Source organism: Chloroflexota bacterium, from assembly GCA_014360805.1.
Classification (GTDB): domain Bacteria; phylum Chloroflexota; class Anaerolineae; order DTLA01; family DTLA01; genus DTLA01.
The window spans coordinates 16,547-30,320 of sequence record JACIWU010000011.1 but is presented as its reverse complement, the minus strand read 5'-3'; the positions used below and the strand labels follow the sequence as shown (position 1 = coordinate 30,320).

At 62.9% G+C, this 13,774-nt stretch carries 8 protein-coding genes and 1 tRNA gene; 3 read left to right on the top strand and 6 right to left on the bottom strand.

Translation table 11 applies throughout. The features are described 5' to 3' along the window. Window positions 1–40: 40 nt before the first annotated feature. The 3 genes from H5T65_03240 to H5T65_03230 form a co-directional block, all read right to left on the bottom strand. Complete coding sequence (locus H5T65_03240) at window positions 41–1,243, bottom strand: glycosyltransferase family 4 protein (GenBank protein ID MBC7258239.1); 1,203 nt, start codon at window positions 1,241–1,243, stop codon at window positions 41–43. Between the two features lie 5 nt (window positions 1,244–1,248). Beyond that, window positions 1,249–2,175, bottom strand: a complete 927-nt coding sequence (locus tag H5T65_03235; protein ID MBC7258238.1) for an isoaspartyl peptidase/L-asparaginase — start codon at window positions 2,173–2,175, stop codon at window positions 1,249–1,251. A 184-nt stretch (window positions 2,176–2,359) separates the two neighbouring features. Then, window positions 2,360–2,456, bottom strand: a tRNA-Sec gene (locus H5T65_03230). Window positions 2,457–2,710: 254 nt separating this feature from the next. On the opposite strand from H5T65_03230, the gene H5T65_03225 reads away from it, so the two are divergent. Then, window positions 2,711–6,301, top strand: coding sequence for a DUF11 domain-containing protein (locus tag H5T65_03225; protein MBC7258237.1), 3,591 nt, complete (start codon window positions 2,711–2,713; stop codon window positions 6,299–6,301). A 68-nt stretch (window positions 6,302–6,369) separates the two neighbouring features. Here H5T65_03225 and H5T65_03220 read toward each other — a convergent pair whose 3' ends face one another. The 3 genes from H5T65_03220 to rnc form a co-directional block, all read right to left on the bottom strand. After that, window positions 6,370–7,173: a hypothetical protein gene (locus H5T65_03220; protein ID MBC7258236.1), complete on the bottom strand. Its 804-nt coding sequence runs from the start codon at window positions 7,171–7,173 to the stop codon at window positions 6,370–6,372. Window positions 7,174–7,378: 205 nt separating this feature from the next. Beyond that, the gene (locus H5T65_03215; GenBank protein ID MBC7258235.1) at window positions 7,379–9,061 is read right to left on the bottom strand and encodes a long-chain fatty acid--CoA ligase; all 1,683 of its coding nucleotides are present in this window, start codon (window positions 9,059–9,061) and stop codon (window positions 7,379–7,381) included. 381 nt (window positions 9,062–9,442) lie between these two features. Then, window positions 9,443–10,147, bottom strand: coding sequence for a ribonuclease III (rnc, locus tag H5T65_03210; GenBank protein MBC7258234.1), 705 nt, complete (start codon window positions 10,145–10,147; stop codon window positions 9,443–9,445). Window positions 10,148–10,327: 180 nt separating this feature from the next. Here rnc and H5T65_03205 point away from each other — a divergent pair, with 180 nt between their 5' ends. Continuing rightward, window positions 10,328–12,805, top strand: a complete 2,478-nt coding sequence (locus H5T65_03205) for a hypothetical protein (GenBank protein MBC7258233.1) — start codon at window positions 10,328–10,330, stop codon at window positions 12,803–12,805. A gap of 35 nt (window positions 12,806–12,840) precedes the next feature. Beyond that, window positions 12,841–13,764 (top strand): glycyl-radical enzyme activating protein, encoded by a 924-nt coding sequence (locus H5T65_03200; protein ID MBC7258232.1) that lies wholly within the window; start codon window positions 12,841–12,843, stop codon window positions 13,762–13,764. The last annotated feature ends 10 nt before the right edge of the window (window positions 13,765–13,774 follow it).

The window sequence follows — 13,774 nt, the reverse complement described above, 5'->3', positions numbered from 1 at the left end:
GCCGCACCGGCTATGAGGACTGCGCGTGCGGTATGGAATCTCATGAAGGTACTCCTCGCTTGAGCGCGATGGTTTCGCGGTAAGCCTCGGCAGTTTGCCACGCTACGGCGGTCCAGTCCATGCTCTGCTCTACGGCGCGGCGAGCCGCAGCGCCCAGCCGTTGTCGCAGCGCCTCGTCGCTGATGAGGAGCGCCAGATGTCTCTCCAGGTCTTCGGTGGAGTCTGCGACAAGCGCCGTCTCGCCGGGGCGCACAATGTCCTGCGTGCCTGTCCGGTCCGTGGTTACCGCAGGCAAGCCACAAGCCATGGCTTCCAGCAACGCCATGCCAAACCCCTCGCTTTGGCTTGGGAAGGCGAAGATGTCCATGGCGTTGAGGTAGGCGGGAGTCTGCGCCCAGGCCTGGAAGCCAACGAAATGGAAGCGGTCTGCCAGGCCGTTTTTCAAGACTTCCTGCTCGGCACGTTCCTTCAGAGGGCCGCCGCCGACGAGGAGGAAGCGAAGAAGGGGATCTTGTTCCGCCAGATGCTCGCCGACTCGCACGAGTTCCAAGATGCCCTTGCTCGGCACAAATCGCGACAGAAACCCGATGACGATGTGCTGGTCGCTGAAGCCGAGGGATGCGCGCGCCGTTGCCCGAAGGGCCGCGTCAGGCCGGAACAGATTCATGTCAATGGCATTGTGGATGACGAAGGCCTTGCTCTTGCTCTTCCTCAACTCCTGTGCCGCAGGCTCGCTGACCGCGATGTAGGCTGTGAACTGGTTGACGATGGCGGTCATCCAGGCTCGCATAATGCCCCCGACAAGGGGTGGTCGCTTGGGCCTCTCCACCATGGAGTGCTTGGTGATGATGGTAGGGAAGCCCATGCGGGCCGCCTTGCGCATCAGCGCGAGAACGAAGGGGCTTTCCACCGTGTGGCCGTGAACGATGTCAAACTCGCGCTCGGCCAGAAGGCGTCCCAACTGGGCAATCATGGAAGGGTCCAGGGCGGGGTCGGAGCCGTCCGGGAGGCGCAGCGTCAGCCCGCGAAGGCGGATGACTTCCACGTCCGTTGGGATGACAACTGGCGCCGCACGGCCCTTGCGGGGATAGACCTCCCTGTGCGTAACCACGGTTACCCGATGGCCTAGCCGGGCCAGTTCACGCGACAGGGCGTACACGTGATTCTCAATGCCGCCGATGCTGGGCGGGTAGCAGTCGGTGATCATGCAGATGCGCAGAGGGGCATCGGGTGTTTTCGGCATAGCGTCTATCTTCGTGCTCCTTGCCATTGGGTGCGGTCCACGGCGACGTAGGGGGCGGCCATGCCATCCGTGAGGAAGGCGCGGGCCATGCGTTTGGTGTTGTAGTCAAAGCCGACGCGGCCCAGGTGATCCAGGATGATCAGTCCGGCGGAGCCGCCTACGCGAGTGGCCAGCATTTGGATGGCGCGCTCGGCGGCTTGTTGGGGCGCCAGGCCCGCTTGGAGCAGATGGATAGCCCGCTGGGCCAGTGCCATGCGGGCGATGGCCTCGCCCAAGCCGGTGCAGGCTACGCCGCCGACGGCGTTGTCGGCGTAGAAACCGCAGCCTATTTGCGGGACATCGCCCACGCGGCCGGGCAGTTTGTTGGGCGTGCCGCCGGTGGAGAGTCCGGCGGCGATGTTCCCTGAAGCATCCAGTGCCACCGCGCCGACCGTGTCGTGGCGCGCTTCAAAGACATCGCCCAGGCGCGTGTGCCCTTGTCGCCGGAATTCCTCCCAGATGGCCCGCTCGCGGTCCACGATGAGATCTTCGGTTGCACACAGCGCCATGCCGTGTTGTTCGGCGAAGCGTTCGGCGCCCTCGCCGACGAGCAGCACGTGGGGGCTTCCCATGACCAGGCGCGCCAGGTGAATCGGTTGGGCGATGTGCTTCACACAGGCTACCGCGCCGACGTTCAGCGTCTCGCCGTCCATGAGGCTGGCGTCCAGTTCCACCTCGCCGTCCTGTGTCAGGCACGAGCCTTTGCCGGCGTCAAAGATGGGATCATCTTCCATGATGCGAATGGCGGCCTCTACGGCGTCCAGCGCCGAGCCGCCCTCGCGTAAAATGGCCCAGCCGGTGCGCAGGGCGGCCAGGCAGCCACGCGCATGGGCGTCCACCTGATCGTCGGGGATGGCCCACGCTCCGCCGTGTACGATTATCGCCAGGGTCATGTCGCGCTTCTCCCGATGCGGAATCTTGCGGGGCTATTCTACCCTCATCGTGGGTGAAAGGCAAGGTCAGTCGGATGGCAATCTTCACTCGCATTTCTGCCCGTGCGCGCGAGGCGAGAGGGGCGAAACGAGAAGAAAGGGGGCGGCGACCTATCCGAGGCTCGCCCCCATGCCAACGGCGAGGCGGGAGTGGATGGGAGTCGAACCCACCTGGGACACCTCTGCAGCGCCCCACAGACGGTTTTGAAGACCGCGGAGCCCACCGGGACTCAACCACCCCCACGGGTAAGTCTATATGAAGATGGCTGCGCCGTCAACTTTGAGCGGAGATGCGATTTGACCTGCGTCTCGGTTCCAAAGTTTGCTGGCCGCGCCATGGGCATAGGTGCGGCGCATCTTGGTCGCCAACACAAGGCGGAACAATTTGACGACTTACGGGGGGCTTGACATGCGCCGAAATATACGCTATGCTGTGCATGACATAACGGTTGCAGCCGAGCCCTGGTCGCGTTTGTGAGCATTGCGGGAGGTTACCATGGTGCGCACTCGTTGGGTCTGGTTGGGACTTTTGGCTTTGGCGCTTGTACTCGCACCGCTGCTCTACCGGGCACCCGCGAGTGCAGATCCCTCGCTGAGCGTCTGCGCGTGGGCGCGAGACGAATCGGGCACGGGCATCCCCGGCGCGCTGATGACGCTCTGGGGCAAGAGCGGGACCACGTGGTACACTCTGGTCAGCGGCTACACCGATTCCACGGGGAACCGCCTCCTGATCTACACCGGCCCCGACTATGAGCGGTATGCGGTTACCGAGAACAATCCTCCAGGCTACGTGTCGGTCTCGGCTTCGGGTTTGGGCTGGACGACGATCAACGCAGACCGCGTAGAGGCTACGTCGCCGCCGCCCAGTTGCGCCACGTTTGTGGACCGCCTCGTGCAGGCCACATCCACGCCGACACCTACGCGCACTCGGACGAATACGCCTGGCCCCACGAACACGCCGACCAGAACGCCGTCGGTCGTTACGCTGTACCGTATCCAAGGGCGTGTGGAAGATACGGTCGGCACGGGTTTGGCGGGCTGGACGGTGCGGGCAGACCTGTGGACGGGCTCGTCCTGGCAGATTTCTGCGGATATCACCAGCACCGAGTGGGACGGGAGTTTCACACTGGAAGTGAACACGCAGGGGCTGTCCGGCTACTTCCGCATTGTCCAATGGCAGATGCGAGACGGTTACACCGCGGTGAGCGCATCTAGCACCCTGCCGGGTTCTGTCATCGTGGATGCCACGACCATCTTGGCGACGTTGCCTTCCCCGGGCACGTGGGGCACGGCGGTTTTCGTGCGCCGGGCGCCCACCCCGACCCCGACCGCGACGGCGGTGGATAGCCGTATCGTGGGATATGTGCTGCAGGACCTGTTGGAGCCTATCGCCATCCCAGGGGTTACCGTAACGCTTTATCAAAAACTACCGGATGACTCACTGGTGCTGCTCGCGGAGGACGTAACGAACGAATTCGGGTTCTTTGAGTTCGTGGGCAAGTGGCCGTACATCACGCTGCTGGTGGTGGAAACGGATCCGGTGGGGTTCTACTCCACGCGGGCGGTGGGCAACAGCATGTGGCATCCGATTACCCCGAACGAGATTCTCGGTGATCCGGCGCCCACGCACTCGGATTGTCTGTACTTCTTTGACCTGCCGTTGCCTACGGAAACGCCCACGCCGACGACGACGCTCACCCCATCGCCCACCCCTACGGACACGAATACGCCGACGCACACGCCAACATTCACGCCAAGCGCGACCGTCACCGAGACGCCGACCGCTTCCGCGACGCCGACGGCCTCGCCCACGCCCAGCGCAACGCAAACGCCTACGGCGACCGCCACACCTACAGCGACGCGGACGGGAACGCCGACGTTTACCGCCACGCCGTCGCATACTCCTACGCCTACGCCCACACCGACGGCGACCGCGACCTCCACGCCCACGAACACGCCGACGTCAACGCCCACGTTTACGCCTACGCCGACACCGACGGCCACGCCAACGCCCACAAGCACGCCCACGGCGACGCCGACGTTCACGCCCACGCCGACACCGACGGCTACGCCTACCTTTACGCCAACGGCGACGTATACGCCTACGCATACGTTCACGGCGACGTTCACGTACACATCTTCGCCGACGGCGACGCCGACATTCACGCCGACGCAGACGCCCACGGCAACGGCGACCTACACCAGTACCAATACGCGGACCCCGACGGCGACGCGGACGGCCACGGCGACCCGCACGGCGACGCGCACGCGAACCCCAACGGCGACGCCCACGTTCACCCCCACGAACACGGCGACGCCCACGCCGACCCGCACGCCGACGCGCACGCGGATACCGCCGCCGGTTTGTGAGGAAAATGTGTGCGCCTGGAAATACTTTGCCATCGCGGAGGACGTGGACGACAACGGCTTGCCATCGCCCGGCGATGTCATTGAGTACACCATCATCATTCACACGAACCTGCCAATTCCGGCGGTGATGACGTTCACGGACCAGGTGCCGCCGGGCACTGCCCTTGTCCCCGGCAGTTTGTCCATTACCCCGGTCGGGCACGTGGTGAGCGAGATTCCCATCATCTGCACGGCGCCAGTGGAGCCGGGCCAGTCGTTCGTCGTAACATTCCGGGTTGTGGTGTTGGCCGGGGTGACTCGCATCTGCAATCAGGGACTTGTGTCCACGCGCTGCGAGGTGGAGCAGTGCGTCTGCGACGAACTGACCGATGACCCGGACACGCCCTACGATGACGACCCCACCTGCTTTGACGTGATTACGCCGACGGCGACGCCGACCACCACGGCCACCGCCACGGCGACCGCAACGCCTACACGCGAACCGCCACCCGGCTGCACGGATGATGTGTGCGCATGGAAGACGGATTCGCTCGTGATAGATGCGGATGGAAGCGGCGTGCCGTCTCCGGGCGACACGATTGAGTACGAGATTGTGGTGCAGAACAACCTGTCGCTGCCGTCGGTGATGACGTTCACCGATCAAGTTCCCGATGGCACGCTGCTGGTGCCCGGAAGCCTGTCCATTGAGCCAGTGGGGGAAGTGGTGAGCGAGATACCGCTCATTTGCCGCGCCGACTTGGCGCCGTACCAGGGGGTAACGATTCGGTTCCGCGTGGTTATCCTGGAAGGCGTGGACCGGATTTGCAATAGGGGACTGGTTGCGATTCGCTGCCAGGAGGAGCAGTGCGTCTGCGATGAACTGACCGATGACCCCGACACGCCTTTGGATGATCCGACGTGCACGGATGTCTATCCGACGCCGCCGCCCTCGCCGACGCCGACAGCCACCCGGACACACACGCCCACGCCGACCCTTACGCCGACACCCACTTTTACGCCCACGCCTGGCGTTGGGTGGCAGGGGCTGTTCTGGAAGCAGGCCGCGCTGGTGAATGACGCGGATTCCAACGGCATGGCCTCGCCGGGGGACACGCTGCGATATACGCTGACGATTGTCAACAACCTGCCGACGACAGCCTATGGCCTGCTGATCGTGGACAACCTCCCGGCCCAGGTGGAGTATGTGGCTGGGAGCCTTTCGCCGTCGCACGGGATTGTGCTGACCTACAGCCCGCTGCAGGTGTACATAGACACACTGAACTCGGGAGAGACGGCCACCATCGTGTTGGATGTGCGCGTGCGGCCGGTGGGGCAGGGGAATGCGGTGAATCAGGCGATCCTGTACGTCGGGACGCTGGTGAGTTACAGCGACGACCCCGATACCCCTGCGCCAGGGGACGCAACCGTTACGGTCATCTACTGGCCTGGGCCGACACCGACGCCGACACTCACGCGAACATCAACGCCTGTCCCGACGGTTACGGGGTTGCCGACGAGCACCCCGACGGCGACGCGAACGGCCACGCGCACGAACACGCCAACGGCCACTCTGGCCGCCACCGCGACTCCCACGCGAACGCCTTCGGCTACGGCGACGCGGACGCCAACCTCCACGCCGCGGCCCCTGGTGCGCAGGGCATTCCTGCCGTTCGTGTCCAGAGGGCTATGGTGGGACGCAGCGGCCGGCGATCGCGCCATCCCGCCGCGAGGCTGGTAGGCCGGCGGCATAGCGCGGACGAGGGCCTAAGCCCCCGCGACCTCCTGCGGGGCTTGCCATTTTGCGCTCTATTTGGTGCGGCCTCGCAGCGTGAGAAGACCCTCTGCCTGGGTAAACTCTGTGATCACGAAGTCGCCCGGGCCGACGGTGCTCGGGCGCGCCGGGTCCACGTACCACAGGGCGTTGTTGACCATGCCCTCGGCCATTGCGTACCAGTTGGCGCCCCCGCCGATCTGAGCCAGCGCGCTGGGGTCAAGGAGATCGCGCGGGGATTCGCCTGCCGTCGTGGGTGCCGGCGTGATGCGAAGCCGCGGCTCTCCGTTCACGACCTCAAAGCAGAAATAGCAGAGAATCCACGTTTTCATGTCGCTCAATTGGAAGCGGGGAATACCGGCCTTGAGGACGATGTTGCCGTGGATCTCTGCGTCAATGACCAGCGCTCGACCGGTGGCGACCAGGCGCGCGCTCACGACAATCTCGTCCGGGTGGATATGGGCCTCGGGCCAGTAGATTTCGGGATCCACGGAATCCTTTGTCGCGAGGGCAATGAGTTGACTCAAGTCCTCATCGGTCAGCGCGAGACTGAATTCCTGGTTCTTGCCGGTCGGCAGCCGCTCCACAAGGGAAAGCACCGGCGTGCTTGTGGCCGTAGGAGCCGGCGTGAACGTTGGGGTGGGGGGCGGCGGCGTTGGGCAGGGCGCAGGCGTGTGCGTGGGGGCTGGTGTTGGCGGGGGGCGGGTGGTCGCCGCGGGGGGCGGGGCGGCGGCCGTGGGCGCAACTGTCGGGGCAGGGGCATGGCCGCAAGCGCCCAGCGCAAGGCCCAAGGCCAGGAGCAAAAGCGCCGCGGCTAGAAGGCGCGGTCTGGTGTCCATCTCTTTTCTCCCTACGTTCGGTTCGCTTTATGGGGTAGGCTTGGTTCAGGGTGCGTCGTGAATATGCGCACAATGTTGACAAATTGGAAAAACCATGGTAAAATACGACTAGAGAAGTCGGATTTTGACAACTTCTCACCTAGCCCTCCTCAGGCAGAAGCGGCGGCCTGGTTCCCCCGACCAGGTCGCCGCTTCACTTTTGGGGCTACTGCTTGGCTTTGGCCATTTTAGCGCGCTCTTCCTCCACGAGGACGCGGCGCAGGATTTTGCCCACCATGGTCTTGGGGAGGTCCTTGCGGAACTCCACAACGCGAGGGACTTTGTACTTGGCGAGGCTTTGGCGGCAAAACTCAATGATTTCCTGCTCGGTAGCGGTTTCCCCCTCTTTGAGCACGACATACGCCTTGACGACTTCTCCCAGGTACTCGTCGGGGACGCCTGCGACCACCGCCTCTTTGATTTTGGGATGTTGGTAGAGGATTTCCTCCACATCGCGGGGGTAGATGTTGAATCCACCTGCGATGATCATGTCCTTCTTGCGGTCCACGATTTGGAAGTAGCCATCGGCATCGCGGCGGGCGATGTCGCCGGTGTAGAGCCAACCCTCTCGCAAGACGAGGGCTGTCTCGTCAGGGCGGTTCCAGTATCCCTTCATGACCTGCGGGCCTCTGATGATCAGTTCGCCGGTCTCGCCAGGGGGCAACTCCCGTGCGCCGGTTTCCAGGTCAACGATCTTGGCGTCTGTGTCGGGGAAGGGCACGCCGATGGTGCCGATTCGGCAATCGCCGAAGACCGGGTTGCCGTGCGTAACGGGCGATGCCTCGCTCAACCCGTAGCCTTCCACCAGGCGGCCGCCGGTCAGTTCCTGGAACTTCTGCTGTACCTCCACCGGCAGGCCCGCGGCGCCGCTGATGCATGCGCGGATGGAGCGCAGATTGTAGTCCTTGATATCGGGGTAATTGTTGATGGCCACGTACATCGTGGGCACGCCCGGGAAGATAGTAGGCTGGTGTTTGTTGATGGCTTCCAGTACATCCTTGAGTTTGAACTGCGGAAGGAGAATGACGGGAGATGCCAGGTAGATGCCCGCGTTCATGCAGGTGGTCATTCCGTAACTGTGGAAGAGGGGCAGGGCGGCGAGAAAACGTTCCTGTCCCCTTTTGCCGGAGCACCAGACACAGCACTGAATAGCGTTGGCGACGAGATTCCGGTGGCTCAGTTCCGCGGCCTTGGGGACACCTGTGGTTCCGCCGGTGTAGAGCAGGCATGCGGTGTCCTGGGGTTGCACGGGCACAGGCTGGGGTTTTGGCGGCGCCGTGCGGAGGAAATCCTGAAACCAGATGGTGTTCGGCGCGTTGGAGATGTCCACCACGTGCCCTTCCTTCTTCTCCTTGAGGAGTGTGAACAGCAGGCGTAAGATGGGTGGGAAGTATTCCTTGATGCTGGTTACGATGACCCGTTTGAGGTGCGTGCGGTCTTGGATGGCCCTGACAACCGGGTACAACTTACTGAGCGCCACGATGGTCTCGGAGCCGGAGTCGTTGAGTTGATGTTCCAACTCGCGCGCCACGTAGAGGGGGTTGCACGGGACCGTGATGGCGCCGGCCCGCAGAGCGCCGTAGTAGGCGATGATGAACTGCGGGCAGTTGGGCATGTAGATGGCGACGCGGTCGCCCTTTTTGACGCCCGCCTGTTGAAGCCCTGCGGCAAAGCGATCGGCCAAAGCGTCCAGTTGCTGGTAGGTGAGCGTTGCGTCAAAGAAGATCGTCGCGGGGCTGTGTGGGTAATCTCTGGCGGCGTCGGCGAGATTCTGATGTAGGGGGATGTCCGGGTAAGGGATGCTTGCAGGTACGCCGGGTTCGTAGAACTTCAGCCAGGGTCGTTCCATTCGGTCTCCTCCTCAAATCTTGGGTGGCCGATTGTCGGCGCACGGCGGATAGGGACTGGTCTGCCGCGATCCGGCGGCAGAGGTGCCGATTCCTACAACGAGACCTGGGGCATGTTTCTACGACGAGGGCTGCTGCTATGGATAGTATAGCGTGCAAACTGGTGAAATGTCAAGGGACAGAAAGTTTGATTTGGTTCTGTCTCGTGTTGGCGACCACGGTGCGACGCGCTTCCGAGAGTGCGTCGCGTCCGTGTCTATGGCGCGACGAACAAACTTTCCACCTGTGCAGTTGGCTTCCAACTTCACAGCAGAGGCAGGATTTCCGGGTCGGTTCCTGATGGGGCTGTGATAACGGGCGCAGTCGCGGTCCGAGGCACTGTGTTACGGATGCTCGGCCTGTAAGCGTTGGAGGGCGGCGGCGGCGGCTTGCTGGGCAGCGGCCTGTTTGCTTGCTCCGGTACCGATGCCCAGGACGCGGTTGTTCACCAGCACCTGAACAGTGAAGGTCTTGGCGTGGTCGGGGCCTTCCTCGGAGATCGTTTCGTAGGCTGGGGTAACGTGATAGCGTCCCTGCACCCATTCCTGGAGGAGGCTCTTGGGATCGCGCGCGGACTCATCGTGCAGTGCCTGGTCCAGTTCGGTCTGGAGGAGGGGCTTGAATACCATGCGGACGACATCCAGGCCCGCGTCCAGGTACACGGCGCCGACAAGGGCCTCAAACGCCGCGCAGAGGTTGTGCGGGCGGGCGCGCCCTCCGCTTTCGGCCTCGCCTTTGCCGAGCAAAAGGTGTTCGCCCAGGTGGATGCGTTGAGCAACCCGGGCCAGGGTATCTTCGCGTACCAGGCGGGCACGCAGGTTCGTCATCTGGCCTTCTGTGAGGTCGGGATACTGCTTGAACAGCCATTCCGCCACCATGAAGTCCAGCACTGCATCGCCCAGATATTCCAGGCGTTCGTTGTCGGCGAGGACTGAATCACGATTCTCGTTGACATAAGATGAATGCGTGAGCGCCTGTTGAAGCAGCGCGGGGTCGCGGAATGCATGGCGCAGCACCTGTTCAATGGGGTGGGTGAAGACAACTCCCATGGCACAACCTCTAGCGTAGGCTTGTATCGGAATCTGCCTCGGAGTATAGCACGGCGGTGAATGAGGGGCAAGAATTGGCCTCGTATGTGCTCGGCGGCCGCTTTGCCAGCGACGGGTTCCTGGGATATACTAGCACCGTCTGAGTGTCTGTCGTCCAAACCTGAAAGGGAGGGAGACTTCATGAGCACTTCAGAGGCTTGCACGGTGGTATCTCCTGCGCAGATTTGGTCCGCTGCCGACACGCTGTCCCCCCGCATCAGGCGCCTCCGAGATGAGTACTGGTCATTCTACACCCGCGATTTCACCAATGAGGTGCGGGCTTACACAACAGGAACGCCGTGGGACACGGTGTACTCCATTTGGAACTGGACGAATGTCCCCGAGGTCGCCATGTTTCAGCGCGGTTACCGCAGTTACCTCTTGGCGGCGGCTACACCCGTGAGACTCCCCGCCGGATTCTGGGACGAGCCTTTGGTCGTGCGGCGCGCTCTGTTCTTCCGCGAGGTGCTACGGGGCTATCTGCCCACGCAGATACGGGAAGGAGAACTGATCGTAGGGTCTCACTTCAACGCGGCTCTGTCGCGATGCCTGACGCGAGAGGAGGCGACGCGGCGCGACCGCGAAGAGGAAGCGTTCTTCAAAGAATGGGACAAACTGAACAGCGTAGGCGTGGGCAACTGCGGGGCGGTGCCCGGGCATCTGATCCCGAACTATCCGAAAGTCCTGCGTGTGGGTTGGAAGGGCATTCGCGACGAGGCGCTGGCTATCGCCGACGACTCGAACAGCACGCGCGAGCAGCGGGACTTGGCGCGTGCTGTGGTGATCTGTGCGGAGGCAGTGCCAGAGTTCATGGCGAGGTACGCGGCAGAGGCCGAGCGACAAGCCAGCGAAGCGACCGACCCCGCACGTCGCGCTGAACTGCTGGAAATCTCCCGCATCTGCCGCAAGGTGCCGTGGTTGCCGCCCGAGACGTTCCCCGAGGCCCTTCAGGCGCTCTGGACGACGCACATGCTGCTCATGGCCGCCGAGAGTTATCCGGGCCCCGGAGTGTCGCCCGGGAGGGTGGATCAGTACTTGTATCCGTACTACGAGGCGGATCTCCAATCCGGGCGGTTGACCCGCGAGCAGGCAAAGGAGTGGTTGGAATGCTGGTGGATCAAGCACAATTACGCGTACGACTACCAGGGCGTGCCCACGATGTACGTGGCCATCAACAATTACCCCGATATCAAGGACAATTACGCGTACGACTACCAGGGCTGGGTGGGGACGAACCAGGGCATCAACTCGTCGTTCGGGCAGTTGATCACCCTCGCAGGGATGAAGGCCGATGGAAGCGATGCTTCCAATGAGTTGACGTACCTGATGCTGGACGTCATAGAGGAGATCAACCTGCTGGAGCCGAAGCCCAACGTTCGCATCCACGCGCGTACGCCCGACAGGCTCCTGGAGCGCCTTGTGAGCATGTTGTCCAAGACGCAGGGGTCGGCATTCCTCATCAACTTTGACGAGAACTCTATGGCTGGGCTGCGCTGGCAAGGGTTGCCTGAGGATCGCCTGTGGGACTACGCGCCTGTGGGGTGCTTGGAAAACACCTTGCAGGGGTGCGACCGCTCGGGGACGGTGGATGTGAATCTGAACCTGGCGAAGGCCGTGGAGTTAGCCCTGAACGATGGCCGCGACATGGCCACGGGCAAGCAGATTGGCCCGAAGACGGGAGACCCGCGCGGTTTTCAATCCTTTGACCAGTTCTTTGCAGCGTTCAAGGCGCAGTTGAAGCACCTGCTGGAGTGGATTATCCGCGTGAACGACATGGCCGACGTAGGGCGGGCGCGCTGGGAGCCGGTGCCGTATATGAGCGCATTGGTGGATGGCTGCTTGCAGAGTGGCAAGGACAGCAACGCCGGTGGCGCGGAATTCAACTTCCTCACGGTGGAGGGAATCGCCCTGGCGACGGCGGCGGACAGCCTGGCCGCGGTGAAGAAACTGGTGTTTGATGACAAGCAGATTGCGATGGATGACCTGCTGACAGCCATCAAAGCGAACTTTGAGGGGCACGAGCCCCTGCGGCAGACGCTCATCAACAAGGCGCCGAAGTACGGCAACGACGACCCCTACGTGGACGATATCGCCAGGGAAGCGAGCCGCTTCTGGACGGAAGAAGCGTTCCGTCATGTGTCTCCAACGGGAAAACGGTACCGAGGCGGCTACCTGTCGTGGAACTACTGGATTGCGTATGCGCCGACCACAGCGGCCACGCCGGATGGCCGCAAGCGGGGGCAGTACCTGTCCAATGCTGTCTGCCCGGTGAACGGGGCGGACCGCAAGGGGCCGACGGCGGTGATCAAGAGCGTGGGGCGTTTGGGGTTGGAGACCGCCCCCAATGGCGCGAGCCATACGATGAGTTTCAGCCCTACGCTGCTGCGGAGCGCCGAGCAGCGGCAGAAACTCGCTGCGCTCCTGCGCGCATACGGCAGGGTAGGGGGCACGTGCTTACAGATCAACGTGATCAGTCCCGAAACCCTGCGCGAGGCCCAGAAGCATCCGGACGAATACCGCAATCTCCTGGTGCGGGTTACCGGGTACAATGCGTACTTCGTGGGGTTGGGCAAGGAGATTCAGGATGAGATCATCACCCGCGAAAGCCACGCACTGTGAGCGGGCGGAGATAGAATCGGCTTTGGGGGAGTTGCTTGGCGACTACAGGCGTTACATTCAACGTTCAGCAGTTCAGCACTGAAGATGGCCCGGGCATCCGCACCACGGTGTTCATGAAGGGTTGCCCGCTGCGGTGCGCTTGGTGCCATAACCCGGAGGGGCTGCGGAGCCAGCCGGACCTGGTCTGGCATGACACGCGGTGCATCGCGGCCCGCGATTGTCTTCGCGTCTGCCCCGAGGGCGCTCTGCAATTGACGCCCAGCGGCATGAGGATTGACAGGGAACAGTGCACGGTGTGCGGGCTATGTGTGCAGGCGTGCCCGGCAGCGGCGCTTGAGGCCATCGGGCGTCGGTGGACGGTTGAGGAACTGGTTGCCGAGATTCTCAAGGACCGGGTGTTCTACGAGACCTCGGGGGGCGGCGTAACGTTTAGCGGCGGGGAGCCAATGTTGCAGGTTGACTTCCTCGCGGAGATAACGAAACGCTGCAAAGATGAGGGGATTCACGTCGCTCTGGATACAAGCGGCGTGCTGCCCTGGGAGGCGTATGAGCGCGTGCTGCTCTATGTAGACTTGGTGTTGCTTGACCTGAAGATTCTGGATCCAATGCGCCACAAGGCCGCAACAGGCATGGACAATGCCAACGTTCTCGTCAATGCGCAGCGCCTTGCTGCGCTGGGGAAGCCCGCATGGATCCGAACGCCAGTCATCCCGGGGTACACCGACGATCTGGAGAACATCAAGGCTATCGGGCGGTTCATACGCGAGTGCCTGCCGAATGTGGAGCGGTGGGACCTGCTGGCGTACACCAACTTGGGGAAGCCGAAGTATCACAGGCTGGATCTGAACTACGCGCTGGACGCTGTGCCTCTTCTCACTCGCCAGGAGATGGAGACGGTCTGGCGTACCGCAGTGGAGTGCGTGCAGGTCGCCCAATGGTCGGGCGCAACCCGTGATTGAAGGAGAGAGA

Bases quoted from the DNA above. Each gene is read 5' to 3' on its own strand.
- H5T65_03240 (MBC7258239.1), bottom strand. From the start codon at position 1,243: ATGCCGAAAACACCCGATGCCCCTCTGCGCATCTGCATGATCACCGAC.
- H5T65_03235 (MBC7258238.1), bottom strand. From the start codon at position 2,175: ATGACCCTGGCGATAATCGTACACGGCGGAGCGTGGGCCATCCCCGAC.
- H5T65_03225 (MBC7258237.1), top strand. From the start codon at position 2,711: ATGGTGCGCACTCGTTGGGTCTGGTTGGGACTTTTGGCTTTGGCGCTT.
- H5T65_03220 (MBC7258236.1), bottom strand. From the start codon at position 7,173: ATGGACACCAGACCGCGCCTTCTAGCCGCGGCGCTTTTGCTCCTGGCC.
- H5T65_03215 (MBC7258235.1), bottom strand. From the start codon at position 9,061: ATGGAACGACCCTGGCTGAAGTTCTACGAACCCGGCGTACCTGCAAGC.
- rnc (MBC7258234.1), bottom strand. From the start codon at position 10,147: ATGGGAGTTGTCTTCACCCACCCCATTGAACAGGTGCTGCGCCATGCA.
- H5T65_03205 (MBC7258233.1), top strand. From the start codon at position 10,328: ATGAGCACTTCAGAGGCTTGCACGGTGGTATCTCCTGCGCAGATTTGG.